This is a genomic window from Opitutus terrae PB90-1 (genome assembly GCF_000019965.1).
Lineage (GTDB): Bacteria > Verrucomicrobiota > Verrucomicrobiia > Opitutales > Opitutaceae > Opitutus > Opitutus terrae.
Genome location: NC_010571.1, coordinates 2367748 through 2390942 on the forward strand (window position 1 = coordinate 2367748; position 23195 = coordinate 2390942).

Annotated in this window: 11 protein-coding genes; all 11 read right to left on the reverse strand. The window is 67.1% G+C overall.

The genetic code is table 11. The annotated features are described in order from the left end of the window. Nucleotides 1-254 precede the first annotated feature (254 nt). Nucleotides 255-2672, reverse strand: coding sequence for an ABC transporter permease (locus OTER_RS09595; protein WP_012374713.1), 2418 nt, complete (start codon nt 2670-2672; stop codon nt 255-257). Nucleotides 2673-2885: 213 nt separating this feature from the next. Beyond that, nucleotides 2886-5294, reverse strand: a complete 2409-nt coding sequence (locus OTER_RS09600) for an ABC transporter permease (protein ID WP_012374714.1) — start codon at nt 5292-5294, stop codon at nt 2886-2888. Between the two features lie 120 nt (nt 5295-5414). Next, nucleotides 5415-7922 carry an ABC transporter permease gene (locus tag OTER_RS09605; RefSeq protein WP_012374715.1) on the reverse strand — a complete coding sequence of 836 codons (2508 nt, stop codon included), beginning with the start codon at nt 7920-7922 and terminating at the stop codon, nt 5415-5417. A gap of 157 nt (nt 7923-8079) precedes the next feature. Then, a complete protein-coding gene (locus tag OTER_RS09610; protein WP_012374716.1) occupies nt 8080-10512 on the reverse strand; it encodes an ABC transporter permease in 2433 nt (810 codons plus the stop codon). Nucleotides 10513-10888: 376 nt separating this feature from the next. Next, on the reverse strand, nt 10889-13384 hold the full coding sequence (locus OTER_RS09615; protein ID WP_012374717.1) for an ABC transporter permease: 2496 nt from the start codon (nt 13382-13384) through the stop codon (nt 10889-10891). Nucleotides 13385-13554: 170 nt separating this feature from the next. Next, nucleotides 13555-15981 carry an ABC transporter permease gene (locus OTER_RS09620; RefSeq protein ID WP_012374718.1) on the reverse strand — a complete coding sequence of 809 codons (2427 nt, stop codon included), beginning with the start codon at nt 15979-15981 and terminating at the stop codon, nt 13555-13557. 117 nt (nt 15982-16098) lie between these two features. Then, complete coding sequence (locus tag OTER_RS09625) at nt 16099-18645, reverse strand: ABC transporter permease (protein ID WP_012374719.1); 2547 nt, start codon at nt 18643-18645, stop codon at nt 16099-16101. A gap of 109 nt (nt 18646-18754) precedes the next feature. Continuing rightward, complete coding sequence (locus OTER_RS09630; protein ID WP_012374720.1) at nt 18755-19459, reverse strand: ABC transporter ATP-binding protein; 705 nt, start codon at nt 19457-19459, stop codon at nt 18755-18757. A gap of 335 nt (nt 19460-19794) precedes the next feature. After that, a complete protein-coding gene (locus tag OTER_RS09635; RefSeq protein WP_012374721.1) occupies nt 19795-21048 on the reverse strand; it encodes an efflux RND transporter periplasmic adaptor subunit in 1254 nt (417 codons plus the stop codon). A gap of 342 nt (nt 21049-21390) precedes the next feature. Continuing rightward, the gene (locus OTER_RS09640) at nt 21391-22737 is read right to left on the reverse strand and encodes a sensor histidine kinase (RefSeq protein ID WP_012374722.1); all 1347 of its coding nucleotides are present in this window, start codon (nt 22735-22737) and stop codon (nt 21391-21393) included. A 39-nt stretch (nt 22738-22776) separates the two neighbouring features. Further along, nucleotides 22777-23130 (reverse strand): four helix bundle protein, encoded by a 354-nt coding sequence (locus OTER_RS09645; protein WP_012374723.1) that lies wholly within the window; start codon nt 23128-23130, stop codon nt 22777-22779. Nucleotides 23131-23195: the final 65 nt, after the last annotated feature.

Sequence of the window (23195 nt, forward strand, 5' to 3'; positions counted from 1 at the left end):
TCTGGAACCGCGGCTTCCCGTTTATGGGATTGTGTGACGCGGGCGAGCGGGTCGATCGGCTCGTGCGGTGCGTTGGGTCGGGCTGAACAGAACGCAGCATTCCTACGCGTGGGAACGTGAGAGGTGGACGGCGGCGACCACCATGAATGATGGTCTTCCCTTTCTTCTTTCATCTTTCTCGTTCGCCAGTGCGACGTCGCCAGAGCGGGCGCCGGGAGAAAAGCGACGAGAAAGATAAAGCGAAAGAGCCAGGCTCACTCCGCGCGGAGCGCGATGAGCGGGTCGACCTTGGTGGCGCGGCGGGCGGGAATCCAACTGGCGATGATCGCGACGACCAAGAGGACGGCGGCGACGCCGAGCAGCGCGACCAGATCGAGCGAGACCACGCGCGGCATCAGACCGGACAGCACGCGGCTGAGCGCGAACGCCCCGACGATGCCGAGCACGAGTCCGACGCCGGTCAACCGCAGCGCCTGGGCGAGGACCAGCCGAAGCACGTCGTGCGGCTGGGCGCCGAGCGCGAGGCGGATGCCGAACTCGCCGGTGCGTTGCGCGACGACATGAGCGATCACGCCGTAAAGTCCGACGGCGGCGAGCGCGAGCCCGAGAACGGCGAACGCCGTGAGCGTCTTGCCGGCGAGCCGGAGGTTGTGCTGCTGACTGTCGACCAGCTGCTGTACCGTGCCCGTGTAGGCGACGGCGAGGTCGGGATCGAAGTCGGACACCGCGCGGCGGAGCGTTTCGCCGAGCGCCTCGGGCGTGCGGCTGCGGAGGACCAAGTGAACGTACCCCCACGCTTCCTGCGCGAGAGGCTTGTAAACCTGATACGGCGTCGACGGGTCGCGCGTGCTGGCGGCGGTGTCGACATCGCGCACGACGCCGATGATCTCCGCCCAGTAAGGTTTGCCACTGTCCATGCTGGCGAGCCGCTTGCCGACGGCCGTGTCATTGGGCCAGAGCCGGCGCGCGAGCGCTTCGTTGACGAGGATGACGCGCGGATCGGTCACCTTGATGTCGGGCGCGTAGAGCTGGCCCTCGACGAGGGGAATGCCCATCGTCGCGAAGTAATTCGCGGAGGCCATGACGTGAAACGCGGCCGGCAGGTTCGGATCCATCTGTGACTGGCCGTCGATGAAGACCCGGCGATCGCCGTTGTAGGTGAAGACCGGCAGGGACGTGGCGATGGCGGCCTGTTCGACACCGGGAATGCGCGCGAGCCGTTCCTCGAGTCGTCGGAAGAGTTCGGCGCGTTTGGCCTCGGTTTCGTATTCGGTGCGGGTTTCGGGGATCGGCAGCGCGGCGGTGATGATGTGATCCGTGTCCCACCCGGTGTGGCGATCGAGCAGGTCGGCGAAGCCGCGTTGGAGAATGGCGGCGCCACTGAGCAGGACGAGCGCGAGCGCGACCTCGGCGACGACGAGCGTCTGGCGAATGCGATGGTGGCCGCGACCGGCGGTGCCACCGCGCGTCTGTTGTTTCAGCGCGGTGTTCACGTCGGTGCGCGACGCGAGCCACGCGGGCACGATGCCAAACAACAGGCCGGTGAGCAGCGAGACGAGCAGCGTCGCGGCGAGCACGCGCGGATCGAGTCGGATGTGCACGGCGCCGGTCGAACCGCTGATGACGAAGTTGGTTTCGATGACGCGGTTCAGCACGAGCGCGAGCCCGACGCCCAGCGCGCCGCCGGCGAGGCTGAGCAGGACCGACTCGACCAGCTGTTGATAAATCAGCCGCCGGCGCGAGGCGCCGAGCGCGGCCCGAATGGCGAGATCGCGGACATTGGCGGTCGCGCGGGCGAGCTGCAGGTTGGCGAGGTTGGCGCAGGCGATGAGCAGCACGAACGCGGACAGCCCGAGCAGCAGCAGCGAGACGCGGCGGCCGAGCGTGTCCATCAGCGCCTCGTGGAGCGGGACCGCGTGATAGCGGATGCCGGAGTAGGATTCGGGGAAGAGCTTTTCCTGGGTCGCGCCCACGGGGGCGAGCTCGGCGGCGACGCGACTGGCGGGCGAGGTCGCGGGCAGCCGGCCGATCAAGCTGAACACGCGGTAATCGCGCCACTCGATCTGGTCGCGCGTGAAGTTGAGCGGACGCCAGAACGCCGCGCCGCCCCAGAGCATGCGATAGTCGAATGCGGGCGGCATCACGCCGATGATGGTGGTCGTGCGCCCGTCGAGCCGCAGCGTGCGGCCGATCACGTCGGTCGCGCCGCCGAAGCGGGTTTGCCAGAACGCGTAGCTGAGCAGGATGACGTCGTTGCGACCGGGCTGGTGTTCCTCGGGCGAGAACACGCGGCCGATGAGCGGCGGGACGCGGAAGGTGGCGAAGAAATCCTCCGAGACCATGATGCCGCCGATGCGCTCGGCGGGCTGGCCGGGTTCGGAGACGGTGTATTGGCTGTGCACCAGCGTGGTCAGCGCCGGGAAAGCGGTGAGCTGTTCGCGGATCTCGCGTAGCTCGAGGTAGGAATAGCGGCGCGCTTCGAAGGTGGGGCTGGAAGCGACCACCTCGTAGAGCTGCGCGGAATCGGGAAACGGCGTGCTGCGGAACAGCAGCGCGTCGACAAGGCTGAACATCGAGGTGTTCACGCCGATGCCGAGCGCGAGCGTGAGCAGCGCGATGGTGGTGTAGCCGGGGGATTTCAGCAGGGCGCGCAGCGCGAGGCGGACGGGCATGGCCGAAAGTCAAACGAAGACCCCGCCTGCTCACAAGGGCAAGAACAGCAACGAACCCGAAAATCCGAAATCCGAATGTCGAAATCCGAAGAAATCCGAATCTCAAAACCTCAAATTCGTGCTGACGATCGCATGGTCCGTCGGCTTGGGATTTTGAGTTTCGAGCTTGTTTCGGATTTCGAAATTCGGATTTCGGATTCCGCCGTGCGGCGGCTACTCTGCCCGCAGCGCGATCAGCGGGTCGACTTTCGTCGCGCGGCGGGCGGGGAACCAGCTTGCCAGGATCGCGACGACGAAGAGGAGCGCGGCCATGCCGGAAAGCGCGAGCGTGTCGGGGCTGACCATTCGCGGCATGATCGCGTTGAGCAGCCGGCTGACCCCGTAGGCGCCCGCGAATCCGAGGAGCAGTCCGATCGCGGTAAGCTGCAGCCCGTGCTGCAGGACGAGTTGGAGGACGTCGGAGGGCCTGGCGCCGAGCGCGAGCCGGATGCCGAACTCGCCCGTGCGCTGGGCGACGAGATTGGAGATGACGCCGTAGAGCCCGACGGCGGCGAGGACGAGGCCGAGCAGGGCGAAGCCGATGAGGAGCCGGGCGACGATGACGAGGTTGTGATTGGAGCGATCGAGGGCCTGGGGGACCGTCAACACTTCGTCGGCGGGCAGGTCGGGATCGACCTCGGCGATGGCACGGCGAACGCTTTCGACCAGCGCGGCGGGCGCAGGGGCGCGAATCGCGAAGCGGACCCAGCTCCACGGTTCGTGCACGAGGGGCCGGAACACCTGGTAAGGCGTGCTCGGATTGCCGATCTCTCCGGGCGAATCGGCATCGCGGACGACGCCGATGATTTCGCTCCAGGTGTTTTCGGCGCCATTGATGGACGCGAGACGCTGGCCGACCGCGCTTTGGTTGGGCCAGAGCTGGCGGGCGAGGGATTGGTTGATGACGATCACCTTGGGGTCGTCGGGCTTGATGTCGGCGGGCCACATGCGACCCTCAAGCAACGAAACGCCGAGGACGTTGAAGAAATCGGATGTGATCATCACGTGGCTCGCGAGCGGGAGGTTGCGGGTATCGGAGGCGTCCTGCTTTTCGGTGTGAATCTGGCGGTCCGTGCCGTAGCCCCAGATCGGCACGCCCGTCGCGAGCGCCGCGGCCTCGACGCCCGGCAGCGCGGCGAGCCGGGCGAGGACTTTGCGATGGAATTCGATGCGGTCGGCGGGTTGGGGAAACCGTTTTTCCGGCATCGGCAGGGTACCGGTCAGGAGCCGGGCGGTATCCCAGCCTGGATCCTTTTGGACGAACTTCGCGAAGCCGCGCTGCATGACGGCAGCGCCACCGAGGAGGACCAGGGCGAGGGTGACCTCGGCGACGATGAGCGCCTGTCGCATGCGGTGCTGGCCGCGGCTGGAGGTGGAGCCGCGCGATTGGGACTTGAGGGCGTCGACGACATCGGCGCGCGAGGACAGCCAGGCGGGGACAATGCCGAAGAGCACGCCCGTGGCCGTGGCGACGAGAAAGGTGACGAGCAGGACGGAGCCTTGGAGCTGCAGCCCGAGCCCGTCGGGTTCGCCGGCAATACGGATGCTGGCGCTGAGGGCGCGATTGATCCAGTAGGCGAAAAGAATGCCGAGCGCACCGCCCGCGAGGGACAGCATCAGGCATTCGACGAGCTGGTCGCGGATCAGCCGCGCGCGGGACGCGCCGAGCGCGGCACGGATGGCGAGGTCGCGCATCGCGGTGGTGGCGCGCGCGAGCTGGAGATTGGCGAGATTGGCGCAGGCGATCAGCAGCACGAAGCCGGACAGGCCCAGAAGCATCCAGAGGATTTGACGACTCGTGTCGTCCATCTGCGCTTTGTGGAGGACGGTGACGCGATAAGAGAGGTCGTTGTAGTCCTTCGGGAAATCCTTCAGCTGATTGGCGGCGACGGGTCCGAGTTCGGCGACGGCCTGTTCCGGAGTGATGCCGGGGCGGAGCCGGCCGACGAGGTTGAACGTGCGGTAGGTGCGGCTGTTGAGCTGATCGGGGCTGTAGTTGATGGGCCGCCAGAACCCGGCCATGCCCCAAAGGAAGCGCCAGTCGAAGCTGGCGGGCATGACGCCAATGATGGTGACGGTCTCGCCGTCGAGGCGAAGCGTGCGGCCGATGACGTCGCGGGAGCCGGCGAAGCGCTGCTGCCAAAAGCGGTGGCTGAGGACGATGACCTGGTTGTTGCCGGGCCGGGTTTCGTCGGCGGTGAAGGCGCGGCCGACGATCGGCTGAACGCCGAAGGTATCGAAGAACTCGGCGGAAACGAGGATGCTGAGCACGCGCTCGGCCGGACGGCCGGGTTCGGCGAGCGCCGTCTGGTTGTACCGGAAGGTGGTGACGGAGCTGAACGAGCTGATGCGTTCGCGAATCTCGCGGGTCTCGACCTCGGAGAATTGATAGCGCGCGCCCTGCCGCGTGTTGGCGATGATCTGATGGAGTTCGGTGCTACGCGGGAACGGCGCGGGGCGCAGGAGCAACGATTCCAGGAGGCTGAACATCGACGTGTTCACGCCGATCCCGAGCGCGAGGGTGAGGAGAGCGATCGCGGTGAAGCCGGGGGACTTTGCCAGCGAGCGAAACGCGTGTTTCATGAGGGCGGGTTTTGGTTGCGAGGCGGGGCGGTGCAGGCGCGACGACGGCTCCGGCGAGGGCGCAGGGAGTCCGACGCGGGGGAAAACCCGGCAAGGGCGGCAAGGTTGCGGGCAATCGTGTCATCCCTCCGGGCTGCGCCACGTTCGGCACCGATCAGCCGATGCCGACGTCATTCCCAACATGGTATGACGTGCGGATCGCCGCTCGTGGCAGCGATCACTCGGTCCGCAAGGCCACCGCAGGGTCGACGCGCGCAGCGCGGCGGGCCGGAAGCAGGCAGGCGAGCAGGGCAACGAGACCAAGGCGACCGCCGAGAGCACGATCGTAACCGGCTCGACGCGGCCGAACGCGGGAAGCGCCTGCGAGGTGAACTGCAGCAAGCACGCGGCGCCAATCGAACCGAGGAGCGTGCCGGCGAACGCCAGGCGGACGCCGCCGCCGAGCACGAGACCGACGATGTCGCGGATTTGCGCCCCGAGCGCGAGACGGATGCCGATCTCGGGAGTGCGCTGCGTCACCACGCGGGTAACCACCCCGTAGATGCCCAGCGCAGCCAGCAACAGTCCGAGTCCGGCAAAGACCATGAGCAGCCGATCGATCGTCTCCCAGACCTTGAAATTACTTTCGATCCGTTGAGGCACTGTCATCAGTCGCAGGACAGGCTGGTCGGGATCGAGCGCGGCGACCGTCTGGCGAATCGGCTCGAGCAGCGCGGCGGACTTCGCGGGATCCGCGACACGCACGGCGATCGTGACGAACTGCCACGCTTCGTGTGCGAACGGCTTGTAGACCTGGAACCGCACCGGGGACGGCGCCATGTCGAGCGCGCGGGTGTCCTCGACTACGCCGACAATCTCCGCCCACACCGGTTTGTCACCGCCAGCCTGGGCCAGACGGTGGCCGACCGCCTCCTCCCCGGAGAAGAGCGTGCGGGCCATGGTCTCGTTGATCACGACGACGGGTCGGGATCCGAGCCGGTCGGTGTTATCGATGAACCGGCCGCGGAGGAGGTGCAGTCCCATCGTGTCGAGAAAACCGGGCGAGACGCCGTTGGTGAAGGCGGCGATCTCCTGGCCGGCCGCGGGTGCAGGTCGGCCCTCGACGAGGAAGTTGCGGCGCGAGGGGGAGTTGAACAGCGGCAGGTCGAAGCTGACGCAGGCGTTCTTCACGCCAGGCAGTGCGAGGAGGCGATCGCGCAGCTGCGCGTGAAACGCGAGGATCGGCTCGGCGCTGCCGAAACGCGTGGGCGAGGCGAGATTGATCACGCCGGAAACGACGGGCATGGGGTTCCAACCCTTGCGGGCGCCAATGAGCTTCTCGAGCCCGCGCACGAAAAAGATGGCGCCGGCAAGCAGCATGAGGGCGAGGGCGAACTGGGTGGCGATGAGAAGCTGCCGGTAACGCGTCTGCGTGCGGGTGCCGGTGGCGCCGCGGCCGCCGGCCTTCAGCGAGTCGTTGGCCGACACGCGCGCCGCCCACCATGCCGGACCGACGCCGAAGAGCAGCGCCGTGAGCGCCGAGGCGGCGAGCGCGAAAGCGAGCACGCGCGGGTCGGCGGAGAAGTCCACGGGCGTGTCCGGACCGCCGAAGCGGGCGCTGAGCCAATCGCTGGTCCAGGTGGCCACGAGGAGGGCGGCGGACGCACCGGCCGTGGCCAGCAGGAGGCATTCGAGGGCGAGCGGCCGGATGAGCTGAGCGCGGGTGGCGCCGAGGGCGGCGCGGATGGAGAACTCGTGGACCCGGGAGATCGCGCGGGCGAGGAGTAGGTTCGCGAGATTGGCGCAGGCGATGAGCAGGACGAAACCGGAGAGGCCGATCAGCACGAGCGTCATGTTCAGGCCGGTGCCGGCGAGCAGCGTGGACTGCAGCGACCGGAGCCCAAGCTGGAGGTTGCCGTTTTCAGCAGGATGATCGGCGGCCAGGCGGCGGGCGATGACCGCGAAGCGTTCGGCGGCTTGTTCCGGAGTGACGTTCGGCCGGTAGCGGCCAATCAAGCCGAGGCCGCCCTCGCTGCGGTTGGCGCGCTCGGCGTCGGACAACGCGAGCGGCCGATAAAAGCCGACAGCGCCGAGGAGGCGGACCTCATCCGGGTCGGGCGGAAGCACGCCAACGATCTCGACCGGCGTCCCGTCGAGCCGGACGGTGCGGCCCACGATGTCGGGCGCACCCTGGAAATGGTTTTGCCAATAACGGTGCGTGAGGACGATGACATTGCTGCGGCCGGACGTATTTTCGTCGGGCCGAAAGACGCGGCCGAGTGCGGGACGAACGCCGAGGACGTCGAAATAATTCGGGCTGACGCGCAGCGCGATCGGCACGTCGGGCGCCTGGTGGGCAACGGTGAGCGTGAAGGCCCAGTAGCGCGTCATCGCGAGGTCGGCGACGTCGCTCGCGGCGGCGACGATGTCGGCGGCGTTGGCCGGCGAATGGTCGTCGTGCGGCTGCTGCGGCGACTGGCGGTCGAGCTGGAAGAGCCGCTCAGAATGGGGATACGAAAGGGGACGGAGCAGAAAGCCGTTCAGGATGCTGAACATCGCGGTGTTCATCCCGATGCCGAGGGCGAGGGTGACGATCGCGAGAGCGGTGAAGCCGGGGGACTTCAAGAGCGAGCGGAGCGCGTGTTTCATGACTTGCGGGTTGCGAGCGGAGGGCGAATTTCATTCGCGGTTTAAGTTCGAAGCTTAAGTTGAAGAAACAGTAAACGGGCGCGGGGGTGACTCGTGGGAGGGGCAGCGGCAGTGAACTTCGACTTCAACTTCTCACTTCAACTGCGCGAGGCGGGCGCTATTCGGCGCGGAGCGCATCGAGCGGATTGGCGCGCATGGCGCGCTGCGCCGGGAACCAGCAGGCGACGACCGTCACGACCAACAGGAGCAAGACGACTCCCGCCAAGCCGAGCGGATCAGGTCGCGCGAGCCGGGGCATGATCGAGCCGAGCAGGCGGCCGAGCACGAGTGCGCCGACGAGCCCAAGCGCCAGACCGAAGGTCGTCAGTCGCACACCGCGGATCAGCACCTGACGGAGCAGGTCGCGTGGCAGCGCCCCGAGCGCGAGTCGGATGCCGAATTCGGGCAGCCGTTGCGCGACGGTGTGGGAGATGACGCCGTAGAGTCCGACCGCGGCGAGCACGAGCCCAAGCACGGCGAACCCGATGAGCAGCCGGCCGACGAGGATCATGTTGCTTTGCGCGGCGGCGACGTAGGTGCGGACGCTGACGACGAAATCCGCGGCGAGATCGGGATCCTGCGCGGCGATCGCGCGCCGCAGCGGCTCGGCCAGGGTTTCGACCGCCCCGATGCCTGGAGCGGCGCGCAGCACGACGTTGACGTAGGACCACGGCTCCTGCACGAGCGGCCGGTAGACGGTGAGCCGGGTGGTTGGGTTCTCCGCGCTCGCGACCGGCTCCACGTCGCGCACGACGCCGATCACTTCGCGCCACACCGGCTGGCCCTCCTGCACGCTGCCGAGGCGTTTGCCCACGGCGCTCTCGTTGGGCCAGAAATGACGCGCGAGCGTTTCGTTGACGAGGATGTAGGCCGGACCATCGGGCTGAAGATCCCGCGGAAACGCGTGGCCCTCGAGCAGCCGGATCCCCATGGCCGAGAAATAGTCGGAGGTGACCATCTGATGGACCGCCACGATGCCGGCGGCGCTGCCATCGGCCGCCGGGGCGTCGACGAACACCTGTCGCGTGGTGCCGTCGACGAGCAATGGGAGCGACGTGGCCAGGGCGGCGTGCTCGACGCCGGGGATGGCGGCGAGCTTTTCCTCCAGCTGATGGAAAAACTCCACGCGACGCGCGGCGGTCGGGTAGCGAGTTTCGGGAATCGGCAGGATCGCGGTGAGCACGCGCCCGGTGTCCCAGCCGCTTTCGCGCGCGAGCATCCGGGCGAGTCCGCGGTTGATGATCGCGGCGCCGGCAAGCAGGACCAGCGCGAGCGTGACCTCGCCGATGATGAGCGCATGACGCAGTCGCTGCTGGCTGCGGGTGCCGGTTGAGCCGCGCCCTTGCGCCTTCAAGGTCGCCACGACGTTGGGCCGCGAAGCGATCAGCGCGGGCACGAGACCGAAGAGCACGCCGGTGAAAACCGAAATCAGCAGCGTGAGCGCCAGGATACGGGCGTCGATGTCGACGGTGAACCCGGGCGCGCCGTCGACGAGCAGCGCGTGTTCGGCGAGCGTGTTGAGCCAGCCGGCCAGCAGCAGCCCGAGCGCGCCGCCCGCGAGCGAGAGCAGCAGCGATTCGGTGAGCTGTTGCGCGATGAGGTGCCGCCGCGAGGCGCCGAGCGCGGCGCGAATCGCGAAGTCGCGCACGGAGCCGGTCGCGCGGGCGAGTTGGAGATTGGCGAGATTGGCGCAGCCGATCAGCAGCACGAAGCCAGCGAGCCCGAGCAGCATCCACGACATATTGCGCCGGACGTTGTCGAGCACGCGCTCGTTCAGGGGCGCCGCCTCGTAGTGAAGACCCGGATAGTCGCGGGGAAACTCCTGCGTCTGTCGGGCCGCGAGCGGGGCGAGCTGCGCTTCGATCGCGGCGGGCGTGACGTCGGGCTGGAGCCGGCCGATCACCCAAAACTGCCGGTAGCCGCGAAAGTTCAGCTGGTCGGGCGTGAAGTTGAGCGGCCGCCACAAGCTGGCTCCGCCCCAATAGACTCGATACTCGGCGCGGGCTGGCAGCACGCCCACGATCGTGACGATCTCGCCGTCGAGCCGAAGCGTGCGACCGATGATCGCAGGATCGGCGGCGAAGCGCGCGCGCCAGGCCGACTCGGTGAGCATCGCGACCTGATCACGACCGGGCTGGAATTCCTCGGCGGTGAACGTGCGGCCGAGGAGCGGCGCGACGCGCAAGGTCTCGAACGCGCCACGGGTGAAACGGATCGCGAGCAGTCGCTCGGCCGGCTGGCCCGGAGCGGCGAGCGTGGCCATCGTGCGGTCGTAGGCGGTCAGCGCGGCGAAGCCGGTCGCCTGCGGTGCGATCTCGCGGACCTCCTGGGCGGAGAAACGGCCGAAGAAGAGCGGACCGGATTGGAGTTGCCCGGTGAGCTGCACGAGCTTTTCGGGCTCCGCATACGGCGCGGCGCGGAAGAGCAGGGCGTCGATGATGCTGAACATCGACGTGTTGACGCCGATGCCGAGCGCGAGGGTGACGAGCGCGATGGCGGTGTAGCCGGGCGATTTCGCGAGCGAGCGAAAAGCGTAGCGGAGGGGAAACATGGAAAGGAAGTCCAGAGCCTAGAGCTGAGAATCCAGAGCTGATCCTCCGGTGCGGGGGCGAGGGAGGGCAGGGAGGCCGAGCGACGTTGAGAGTTGAGGGTTGAGAGTTGAGAGCCGGAGGTCGGGGGACTGGCTATTCGGAAACGCTCGGCAGTGCGGACGGTGAGGGAGGAGAAAAAAGAACGTCCGGGAGTTTGCACAGACCGTGCCGGATACAGCACGGTTTCTGTTTCCTGCGCGCGGGAAGCGGGTTGGAATTCGGCCGACGTGTGTCATAGCCGAAAGCGCTCCGAAAACGGCGCACGGAATTCCCACGCGTGGGACGGTGAACGCCCACAACGAAATGGTCGCGGCGGCACGCCGCGGGCGTTCTTACCTATTCGGAGCGCAACGCATGAACCGGATCGACCTTCGCGGCGCGGCGCGCCGGCAGGAAGCAGGCGGTGAACGCGATCACGAGCAGGACAAGACCGCCTACCACATACGTGAGCAGGTCCGTGCCGCTGACGGCGTAGAGCTGGCTTTGCAGCAGCCGTGAACCGATCCAGGCTCCCGCGAGCCCAATGACCGCGCCGGGCAGCACCAGCGCGAAACCGTGGCCGAGCGTGCCGAGGATGATGTCGCGGCGCTGCGCGCCGAGTGCCATCCGGATGCCGGTTTCGCGCGTCTTGCGGCTGACGTTGAACGCGAGCACGCCGTAGATGCCGATCGCCGAGAGCAGGAGCGCCACGCCGCCGAAAAAGATGAACAGGCTCATGTTGAACCGTCGCCCGGCCACGGTGTCGTCGATCCGCTGCGACATCGGCTTGATGTCGAACACGGTCTCGTGCGGTGCGACCGCCTGGATGGCGCGGCGAACCGAGGCAGTCAGCGCGGCGGGATCGAGGCGCGAACGGATGACGAGGAACTGGTCGTTCGGCGCGGGGAACTGGCGGAGCGTGACGTAGAATTCGGGCGGTGCCGCCTGGTCGAGTCCGTTTTGGGTCGTGTTGCCGACCAGACCGATGACGCGGAATCGCGGCAGGTGCATCTCGGGCTTGCCGAGTTGGAACAGTTTGCCGAGCGGATCCTCGCCCGGGAAAAGCAGGTCGGCCATGCGCTGGCTGATCACCGTCTGGATCTCGAGATCACGATAGATCTCGACGAGCGTTTCCATGCCCTTCATTCCGCCGGGCGGGACCACCGGCTGCGGTTCGTGGCCGTCGAAGCTCTGGCCGCGCAGCAGGGGAATGCCCATCGTGCGAAAGTAGTCGAGCGTGATGACGTGCGTGTTGGCGGAAGGATAATCGCCGGCGGCAGGTGCGGGCCGGTCGGGGCGGAAGACCCAGCTGCTCGAGGTGTTCCAGGAGAACGGCAGGCTCGAGCCGAAGGCGGCGCTCTCGACCTCGGGCAGACGCTGCACCGCTTCGAGCACGCGCTCGTGGTGTGCCACGTAGGCGAACGGATTGCCCATGTATTCCTGCATCGGCGGCGTCGTCACGCGCAACGTGAGCACGCGCTCGGGCGCGAGGCCGGAGGACACGTTGGCGAGCTGTTGCAGGCTGCGGATCATCAGCCCGGCGCCGACGAGAAGCATCAACGCGAGCGCGACCTGCGCGACGACCAGCAGATCGCCGAGGTGAAACCGGCCGAACACCGTGCGCACGACGCGCCGGGTGTTCTTGAGCGCGTCGTTCGGGTTGGTGTGCGAGAGCTGCCAGGCCGGCGCGATACCAAACGCGAAACCGGTGAACAGTGCGATGCCGGCGGCGAAGGCGAGCACGCGGCCGTCGACGCCGCTGCTCGCGTCGACCAGCCCGCGCAGCTCCCAAGGCACGAGCTGCGACTGGGCGAACTGGTAACCCCAGCTGCCGAGCAACAGGCCGAGCCCGCCACCGACCATGGCGAGCAGCATGCTTTCCACGAGCAGTTGCCGAAGCAGGTCGCCGCGCGTGGCGCCGAGCGAGGTGCGGATCGCCATCTCGCGATCGCGGGCGCCAGCGCGCGCGAGCAGCATGTTGGCGACGTTGACGCACGCGATGAGCAGCACCATGCCGACGGCCCCGGTGAGCAGAAAAAGATTCGTGCGCGCCCAGCCGGCGAAGCGTTCGCGCAGCGGCCGGACGTTGATGCCGGCGCCGGCGTTGGCGGAGGGATATTCCTGCGCGAGCCGCTGACCGATCGCGGTCATTTGCGCGCGGGCGGCCTCGAACGTGACACCGGGCTTGAGCCGGGCGATCACGGCGGTGCCGTTGTGATTTTCCCGGTTCCGCATGAACATCGCCTCGGCATACGGCGCGAGGGGCACGATCACGTCCATGCCGCGATGAAACCGAAACGACGGCGGCAGCACGCCGGCGATCGCGACGTTCTGGCCGTCGAGGATCGTGGTGGTGCCGACCACGTCGGGTGAGCTGGCAAACATCCGCTCCCACAGTGCGTGCGTGATCCACGCGACGGGCGCGGCGCCGACGGCATCGTCAGCGGGAGTGAGATCACGACCGCGGGCGACATGCACGCCGACCGCGGGGAAGAATTCGCCGGAGACGTAGCCGACGCTGACGCGCTCGGTCGCGGTGGGAGTTTGAAGCTTTTGGCCGTCGGTCCGGTAGATCGCCATGGCGCTGAACACCGTCTGCGCGGTCTGCCAGTCGAGGAAGTTGGGGTAGGAGACGGACATGTCGTCCCACTGCTTGTTGCTCTCCGAGACGTGGGCGAGCCGGTCGGGCTCGGCGTAAGGCAGCGCGCGCAGGAAGGTCGTGTTGATGACCGTGAAGATGGCGGTGTTGGCGCCGATCCCGAGCGCCAGGGTCAGCACGACGACCGCGGTGAACCCGGGTGACTTGGCGAAGAGACGCAACGCGAAACGCAGATCCTGCAGCAGGGTGGACATGGCGGCGAAGAATGGAGGAATTACACGCGGTTAAGCTACGAAGTTACGGCGGAGACGCTGCGCGTCCGTTCAAGTTCGTTTCAAGTTGAAGAAAGCCCTGGGTGAGGTGTGGGAAGGCGCAGCGGTGACTTCGACTTACTTTCCACTTTAGCTGTCACGCGGCCGCGGGACTATTCGGCGCGAAGGGCCTCGAGCGGGTTCACACGGGTGGCGCGGCGCGCGGGGATCCAGCACGCGAACAAGGCGACGGCGAGCAGCAGGACGACGGTGCCGGCGAGCAGGAGATAGTCCTGGCCGGGCAGAGCCGGAATCACCGCGGCGAAGAGGCGCAGCAGGACGAAGCTGCCGAGCAGGCCGAGCGCGGTGCCGAGCGCGGCGAGCTGCGCGCCCTTGCCGAGAACGAGCCAGAGAACGTCGCGGGCCTGCGCGCCGAGCGCGATCCGAATGCCGAATTCCGGCGTGCGTTGCACGACTAGGTTGGAGATCACGCCGTAGAGGCCGATCGCGGCGAGCAGCAGGCCGAGCAACGCGAAGCCCACCAGGAGTTGGTTCGCGAGCAGGATATTGCGGGCGATGCGCTCGATGGCCTGTTCGATGGTGCGGATGTTGTAGGCAGGCAAATCGGGATCAATCCCCGCGATGGCCTGGCGGAGACTGTTGGCCATCGCCGTGGAGGTGGCGGTGGCGGCGGCGCTGTCGGAGAATTTCAGCGCGATGGAGAGATAGTTCCACGGCTCCTGCACGAGCGGCACGTAGACCTGCAGCCGCGTGTCGGGCGCCGACAGGCTGCCGGCGAAACCGACGTCGCGTACGACGCCGATGACTTCCCACCACTCCTTGTTGTCGGGGTCGGAGCTGCCGATGCGTTTGCCGATCGGATTTTCGCCCGGCCAGAACTGGCGTGCGAGCGTCTCGTTGACGATGGCCACGCGTGGGTTGTCGGCGCGGACGTTGGTGGAGAAATCATGACCCTGCACGAGCGGAACCTCGAGCACGCGGAAGAAATCCGCGGTGACGGCGACGTAGTAGGCCAGCGGAACCGCGCTGGGCGGTGGCAGCGGCCGGCCCTCGGGGACGACGTCGCGTGAGCTGTTGTAGCCCCAGATCGGCAGGGACGAGGACAGGGCGGCATGTTCGACGCCCGGCAAGGCGGCGAGCCGCTCGAGCGCCTGCGGGTAGAACGCGCGCTTCTGGTCATCCTTGCCGTAGTTCGAATCGGGCAGGTTGAGCGTGGCGGTGAGGACGCCGGCGCGGTTCCAGCCCATATCCAGTCCGCTGAAGCGCTGGACTCCGCGCACGAAGAAGCCGGCGGCGGCGAGCAGCGACAGCGCGAGCGCGACCTCGGCGACGATCAGGCCGTGGCGCAGCCGGTGTTGCGAGCGATCGCCGGTGGAGCCGCGACCTTGCTGCTTGAGCGTGGCGTTTACGTCGGCTCGCGAGGCGGTCCACGCGGGTAGCACGCCGAAGAGCAGGCCGGCCGCGAGAGAGACGAGCAAAGCGAACACGAAAACCGGCAGGTCGAGCGAGATGGCGAGCCCGAGTTCATCGCCGATCCGGATCTGACGGCCGAGGAAATCGTTGACCCATTGGGCGAGGACGAAACCGAGGGCGCCGCCGGCGAGCGAGAGCACGACGCTCTCGAGCAGCAATTCGCCGATCAGCCGCCGGCGCGAGGCGCCGAGCGCAGCGCGGATCGCATACTCGCGCGCGCGACTGGCCGTACGCGCGAGTTGGAGATTGGCCAGGTTGGCGCAGGCGATGAGCAGCACGAACCCGGCGAGGCCCATCACCGTCAGCGACAGGCTGCGGCCGACTTGGTCCATCGTGGACTCGTGCAGCACCACCAGCCGCAGTCCCGCGCCGGAGCTGACATCCGGGAAATCCTTCGCCCAACGTGCGGCGATCGTGTCGAACTCGGCCTGCGCCTGGCGGAGCGATGTGGTGGTCCGGAGACGGCCGAGCGCGTTGAGGTAATGATTGCCGCGGTTCTGGAGTTGCTCGGTCGTGAGCGCGAGCGGCCGCCACGCGTCGATGCGGCCCCAGAGCATCGGGTATTCGACGCCGGCGGGCATGACGCCGATGACCGTGACGTCCTGGCCGTCGATCCGAAGCGTGCGACCCACGATGGTGGGATCGCCGCCGAAGCGGCGCTGCCACAGACCATGGCTGAGCACGATGACCTGATCCTTGCCGGGCGTGAGTTCCTCGGCACTGAAACTGCGACCGAGCGCGGGCTGAACACCGAGGGTTTTGAAGAAGTCCGCCGCCACGGCGAGCCCGGCGATGCGTTCCGCGGGCTGGCCGGGTTCGGCAAAACTGAACGTGTGCCAGCGGAAATACGTGAAGCGTTCGAGCGAGCCGGCCTGCGCGCGCAAATCGACGAGCTCGGCGGCGGAGTGCGGCCAGGTCTGCGATTGCGGCGAGGTGCGAAAGATGCGAACGAGACGTTCGGCGTCGGGGTAAGGCGCGGCCTTGAACAGAAGCGTGTTGACCAAGCCGAACATGGCGGTGTTCACGCCGATGCCCAGGGCGAGCGTGAGCAGCGCGATCGTCGTGAAGCCGGGGGACTTCAGGAGGGAGCGAAAGACGAATTTCATTCGTGGTTTAAGTGGAAAGTTTAAGTTGAAAGGCGCCCGCGGGGGACCGAGTGCGGCGCAGAGCGGCGGAGGACTTCGACTTCAACTTCTGGCTTCAACTGTCCCGCGGCGGCGGGACTACTCCGTCCGGAGCGCCTCGATCGGCTGGACCTTCGTCGCGCGGCGGGCGGGGACGAAGCAGGCGAGCAGGGCGGAGACGGTGAGAAACGCGGCGGCGATGCCGAGCACGAGCGGATCGGAGGGGCTGACCTGATAGAGCAGCTGGCCGACGAGCCGGCCGGCGGCCAGCGCGAGCAGCAGGCCGATCGCGGCGGCGAACACCGTCTGGAGCACGGCCTGTCGCATGACCAACGCGAACACGTCGCCTGGCCGCGCGCCGATCGCGATGCGAATGCCGAATTCACGCGTGCGGCGGGCGACGGTGTAGGCCTTCACGCCATAGACGCCGATCGCGGCCAGGAGCAGCGCGATCGCGCCGAAGACGCCGAAGAGCACCGCGCCGAGCCGCACGATCCAGAGCTGGATGTTGCGATCGAGCAGGTCGCGCATCGGCGCCAGGAGGAGCAACGGCAGATCCGGGCTGGTGGACAGCAGCGCCCCGCGGACGGCGGTGAGTGCGGCAAGTTCGGCCGCGCGGTCCTGCGCAGCGATCCGCACGTGGATGAAGACGGACGGCTGATAAGCGTGAGAGAAGGGAACGAACACACGTGGCCTATCGGTGCGCTGCAATGCATCGTGCCGGTGCGAACCGCACACGCCGACAATCTCCATCTCCGCGGGCGTACCGTCGGTGCGCGGCTGCAGATAGCGGATCCGGCGGCCGATCGGATCCTGATCGCCGAAAATCTTGCGCGCAAAAGCCTCGTCGATGATGGCCACCCGCGGCGATTTGTCGTCCTGGGCTTCGTTGTCGCTGAACGTGCGGCCGCGGAGCACGGCGACGCCGAGCGCGGCAAAATATTGCGGCGTCACGGCGCCGAGCAACGCATCGACGCCCGGCTCGGGCGAGTCGGGGTTCGTCTTCGCGGCGGGCGCGGCGGCGGCGTCGGCGAAACGCGGCATGTCGGTGACGTTGCCGTAGGGCAGCTGGGTGCCGATCGCGACCGCGGTGACGCCGGGCAGTTCGCGCACGCGCTGCAGCGCGCTAAACATCGTGGCGGCGGCCTGCTGTGGCGCGGAGTTGGAGAGCGAGAAATCGAGCTCGGCCACGAGCTGGCCGCGCGGTTCGAACCCGAGCTGAACGTCGCCGGCGGCGAGCGCCCCGCGGAAAAACAATCCCGCAGTAAAGAGCAGCATCAGCGAAAGCGCGATCTGCGCCATGACGAGCAGGTGCCGCGGGGCGAAGAAGCGATTCAGCCGTCCGGTCGCGGCGCTCGCCGCGCCCTGCTGCTTCAGGTCGTTCACCAGATCGACGCGGGTGGCGCGCAGCGCGGGGCCGACGGAAAACAGCACGGTGGCGACCAGCGCGAGCACGCACGTTGCCGTGAGCACGGCCGGGCTCGGCGTCGATTCGACGGCGAGCGAGAAATTCATCGTGCTGAAGAGCGTCTGGAGTGAATTCAACAGCAGGTCGTTGCTCCAGAGCGCGAGCAGCAGTCCGAGCGCGGCGCCGATGAGCGCGAGCACGAGGCCCTCGACGAACAGCTGGCGAACGATGCGCCCGCGCGTGGCGCCGAGCGCGAGCCGAACGGCGATTTCGCGGCGGCGGGCCGAGCCGCGCGCGAGAAGCATGTTCGCGAGATTGAGGCTGGCGATCAGCAGCACGCAGCCGGCCATGCCCGACATCGTGGCGGCGAGCATGAAACCGGAGCTGTCGCCGGACGGCGTGGTGCTGATGCTGAACCGCGACGGCGGTTCGAACTGCAGCTCGCGTGAGGTGGCGAGATCGGCCGGCTGCACGGCGTTGAGCCGCTGGGCCAGCGCAGGGAGTCGCGTGCCGAGATTCGCCAGCGTGACGCCGGGCGCGAGCCGCGCGGTGAGGTTGAGCGTGAAGGTGCGCGGATCGGCGAGGTCCTGCACGCCGGTCGCGCTGGCGAAAGGTTGCGAGAACTGCGCGAACTGGCCGAGCGGCAGCCAAACGTCGGGCGCGAGCAGGGCGTTGAGCCCGCTGAATCCGGGGCGCGTCACCCCGATCACCGTATAGGAGGCCCCGTTGAGGCGCAGCGTGCTGCCAACGAAGTCGGGCCGGCCGCCGAAGCGCTGCCACAGGTTGTAGCTCGCGATGAGGACGGGCACGCTGGCGTTCGGGCGCGATTCGTCGGCGGAGAAGAACCGACCGACCGCGGGCGTCGTGCCGAGCATCGAGAAGAAGTTTTCCGAGGCGAAGAACGCAAAGCTGCGCCGGACGTTCTGGCCCTCGCCGATGCCGGTGAGCACGGCGTTGGTGGCGGCGACGTCGGCGAACGTGTCCTGCGCCTCGCGCAGCGCCAGGTATTCAGCGTGAGAGAACTGCCGGTAATCGCGGCTCGCGCCCTGGCGCGCGGTGAACAGGTTGACGACCTCGTCCGGCCGGACGGGCACGACCGGCCGCAGCACGACGCCGTGAATCAGCGCGAAGATGGCCGCGTTGGCGCCGATCCCCAGCGCGAGAGTGAGGATGGCCAGTGCGGTGAAGCCGGGGGTCTTGGCCAGCGTCCGCAGGGCGAAGCGAAGGTCGGACAACATAAAAAAACTTACTCTTCACCTTTCCTTCTGCTGCCACCGACCTAGGAGCGGCGACCCTCAGCGAAGGAAAAGGTGAAGAGGCGAAGAGGTGGCGGAGAAACGGACGCGCTCAGGCGCGCGTCGGATCGGACTCCATCTGCTCCTGCACGACGCGGCCGTCGAAGATATGGACGGTGCGGTCGGCGTGGCGGGCGAAGCGGACGTCGTGCGTGACCATGACGATGGTCGCGCCGGCCTTGTGGAGCTCGGCGAGGAGCTGCATGACCGAGTCGCCGTTTTTCGAATCAAGGTTACCGGTCGGTTCGTCGGCGAGGAGGACGGCGGGTTTGCCGGCGAGCGCGCGGGCGACGGCGACACGCTGCTGTTGACCGCCGGAGAGCTGGGACGGGAGGTGCTTGGCGCGGTGGCCCATGCCCACCTTCTCGAGCGCTTCCATCGCGGCGGTCTTGCGCTCCGCGGCGGGCATGCCGCGATAGGTGAGCGGCAGTTCGACGTTCTCGTAGACGGTCAGGTCGCCAATGAGGTTGAACGACTGGAAAATGAATCCGATCTCGCGGTTGCGGATGCGCGCGCGCTCCGGAAGCGAGAGGCCCTGCACGGGGCGGCCGTTGAGAATGTAGGAACCCTCCGTGGGCGAATCGAGCAGACCCAGGATCGAGAGCAGCGTGGACTTGCCGCAGCCCGAGGGGCCGGCGATCGAAACGTATTCGCCCTTGACGATGTCCATGTGAATGCCGGACAGCGCGTGCGTTTCGACCTCATCGGTGAGGAAGACTTTGGTGACACCTTCGAGGTGGATGAGAGACTCGGGCATGGAGGGGGCCGGTTGGAGTTCCGGATTTTGAGTTTAGGGTTGGAGTTTGGGAATCGAAGATCGGAGATCGGGAAAGGGCGCGCGGCTTAGGTGTGCGACGAACTCGAGTCGGTCGCGACGAGCGCGATGATCAGGGCGAGGATGAGAACAGCGGGAATCACGGGCGGAAGAGGTTTCACTCGAAACACGGCAGCGGGCGAAAGGTTACAGGGATCTCTTTAGTCTAGAGCTGAGAGCTGAGTGTTGAGGGTTGAGAGCCGGAGACGGTGATCGCCGAAGGCCGGTGCTTCCGGCTCTAGACACTAGGCTCTGGGCTCTCGGCTGCTTCATGGCGTTCAGTTCAACTTCACGCGGTCGTTGGAATCCCACTGCGACATGTCGGAGAGGATGACGCGGTCGCCGGGCTCGAGGCCGGCGAGCACCTCGATCGTGTTGACCGAGCTGCGGCCGAGCTTCACCTGCGTGCGTGTCGCGTAGGAGCTGTTCTCGTCGAGCTTGAAGATGCCGACGGTGGTCTGTTCCTGGCCGAAGGCCGGCCGACCGACGTAGACGACGTTCTCCAAGCGCTCGAGTTCGATGGTGCCGTCGACCGAGAGATCGGGGCGGGCGCCGCGCGGCAGTTCGTCGGTGATGAAAACGTCGACGGTGACGGTGCCGTTCTGAACGGAAGGATCGATGCGGCCGACCTTGCCGGCGACGACGCCGTTGCGCGTGTCGATCTGCGCGACCTGGCCGATCTCGATGTCGCGAGCCTGCGTTTCGGCGATCCGGATCTCAGCCTTGAGCCGGCGTGGATCCGCCACGCGGGCGAGGTTGGAGCCGGGCTGCACCTGCGCGCCCACATCTACGGGCAGAATCTGGAGGACGCCATTCATGCCGGCGCGCACGGTGAGGGCTTCGAGTTCTTCGCGGCGGAGCTTGGCCATGCTGCGGAGGCGTTCGACCTCGGCTTCCTGCACCGCGAGCTGCGGAGCGACGGAGTCTTTCGTGAAGGCATAGCGCTTTTGTTCGATCGTGTAGCGCGTGGCGGCTTGCTCGGCGGTGACCTTGGAAACGCGGACGTCGAGGGGCGACACCAAGCCGTCTTTGAAGAGTTCGTCGTTCACTTCGGCTTGCAGCCGGTAGCGCTCGAAGTCGGCCTTGGCGCTGGCGGCGGCGGCTTCGGCCGCGAGCACGCTGCTCTCGATCTGGACCTTCAGATTCGTCAGCTGGGCTTCAGCGGCGCGGAGCTGCGAGTCGGCGTCGGCCGAGGCGCGCACGACATCGGGATTCGTGAGCACGAGAATGACGCTATCGGGTGTGACCGTGGCGCCGGGACGAAGAACAATCTTGTCGACGCGGCCTTGGGTGCGGGCGGCGATCCAAGTGATCTCTTCGGGGACCAGCGTGCCGAGCCCGCGGACCTGGCGGAGCATCTGCCCGCGTTTCACGTCGGCGATCCACACGAGATTGCGCTCGACGGTGGGCGCCGCGGGTTTTAGCCGGGCGAGAAGCACCGTGATGCCGATGAGCGCCAAAGCGACCACGGAGCCGAGGATGATGCGTTTCTTCAGCTTGGCTTTGGCTTGAGAGGGGCGCGGAATGTCCATGCGTGCTCTCCTCTTTGCAGGCGCTGTGCCAGCGCGTCGATTACCAGCTAAGCCGCTGGAGGTGAGAGGCTAAAAAATCACGTCCCGCGTTGCGGGGGCGGTCTTCGCATCGAACGCGGGACGGTTCCGTCCCGAAAGTGGGATGGGTGAAGGTGACCCCGACAGCCGAACGCGTCAGGTTTTCGGCCGCAAGCCGGAGCCCATTGATGTTCCGATCGGAACATCAATCGGGCTCGACCGCGAGGAGTGTTGACTCCGTCCGTGTCTCACGGTGCGGGCGACTTCTCTCGCGTGGCTCTGCGAGCCAACACAACGGCCGCGAAATGGAAGCGGGGCAACGCGTCAAATCGGCAGCCGCAGCCGGGCGACACTGCCGGTGTGACCGTCGTCGCGGCTTTCGAGCGTGAGCGTGCCGCCGTGGTTTTCCGCGATTTGGCGGCAGAGCACCAGCCCGATGCCGGAGCCTTCCGGCTTCGTCGTGAAGAACGGCACGAAGAGATTGCCCGAATTGGCGATGCCTGGACCGTCATCGACCACGGCGATCTCGATCTGGCCGGGAAGTTTTTTCCATTCGACGCAGATCCCGCCGTTCTCCCGGCCGGCCGTGGCCGCTTCGAGCACGGCGTCGACCGCGTTTTTCAGCAGGTTGATCAGGACCTGTTCGATCTGGGCGGCGTCGCAGGACAACGTGAGTGGCGGGCCGCCGACGACGGTGACGGGGCGGCGGGTTTCGAGCGCGGTGACGCGGCTGACGAGCGGAGCCACCTCGCACGGTGCGCGGCTCGGAGCGGGTAGTCGGGCGAGTCGCGCGTAGGCTTGCATGAACCGGCTCAACCCCTCGGCACGCGAAGCGATGATCTCGAGGCCCGAGCGCATGTCGTCCTCCCAGTCCGGCGCGCGCTGCTCGCGTTTCAGAATGCTGCCGAGGCTGCCGGCGATCGATTTGATCGGAGCGAGCGAGTTGTTGAGCTCGTGGCCGAGCACGCGCACCAGCCGCTGCCACGCGCGGAGCTCTTCTTCGCGCAGCGTGCGGCTGAGATCGGCGATGACGATGAGGTGATGCGGACGGCCGCCCTCGCGGAACAAGCTGCGGCGCATCCCCCAGCGGCCGGAGCCGCCGGGGAACGTGGTAGCGAGAATCCGCGTGGGCTCGCCCGTGAGGCATTCCTCGAGACCCAACTCGGCGGCGCCGCGGCCGAGGATTCGCTCGGCGGGTTTGTTGAGCAGGAGCTGGCCGGCGTGGTTGGCGAGACGGAGTTTGCCCTCAGCATCGAAGGCGAACACGGCGACTTCGATTTCCTCCATCACGGTGCGAAGCAGCGCGGTGGCCTCGAGCGCGCTGAGCCGCTGCTCCTGCAACGTGCGACTGAGCGTGTTGATTTCGGCCATGACATCGCCGAGCGGTTCGTCGCGGCGGGCGTCGCGCGCGCGGACGGAGAAATCGCCCTCGCGAAGCGCCGAGAGAAGATTCGCCATCGTCTGCAGCGGGCGGATGACGCGGACCTGCACGGCGGCGGCGAAGCCGAGCCAGCAGCCGACGATGAGCAGCCCGAGCGTCCACTGGAGCTTGGCGCTGTAGCCGCCGATCCAGAGCAGGATGAGTGAAATCGCGACCGCCGGCAGCCCGGCGGCGAGCGCCTGGAAAAACACGACCTGTTCGTGAGAAAACCGGTGGTGGCGTTTTGCCATTGCGATAGGCGTTAAGCGATAGGCGATAGGCCAGCCGGCTCAATTCTCGAGTCTGCGGATGAAGGCTCCGAGCATCCGGCGCAGCTGCAGAATCTCGCCAGCCAGTCTGGCAGCGTTTGGTGCGTCGATGTAGCCGAGGTCACTTGCGAGCAGAATGTGGTAGTCGAGCTCGCAGGCAGAACCAAGAGCGATGTTGAGAAAACGCTTTAGCTCTGCGTCACCCTCTCGCCCGCAGCCTTCTGCGATGTTGGCCGGCACCGACGATGCGGCGCGACGAATCTGAGAGGTCAGTCCGAAGAGCTCTTCTTTGGGGAACGTTTTGGTGAGGCGGTAGGCTGAGAGAGTCACCGCGTGGCCGTGCTTCCACGTATTGAGTTGGCGGTAGTCTTTCATGACCGCCAATCTCTAGTTGGCTCATGCTTCCGCCTACAGCCTAAAGCTTACAGCCTACTGCGCGC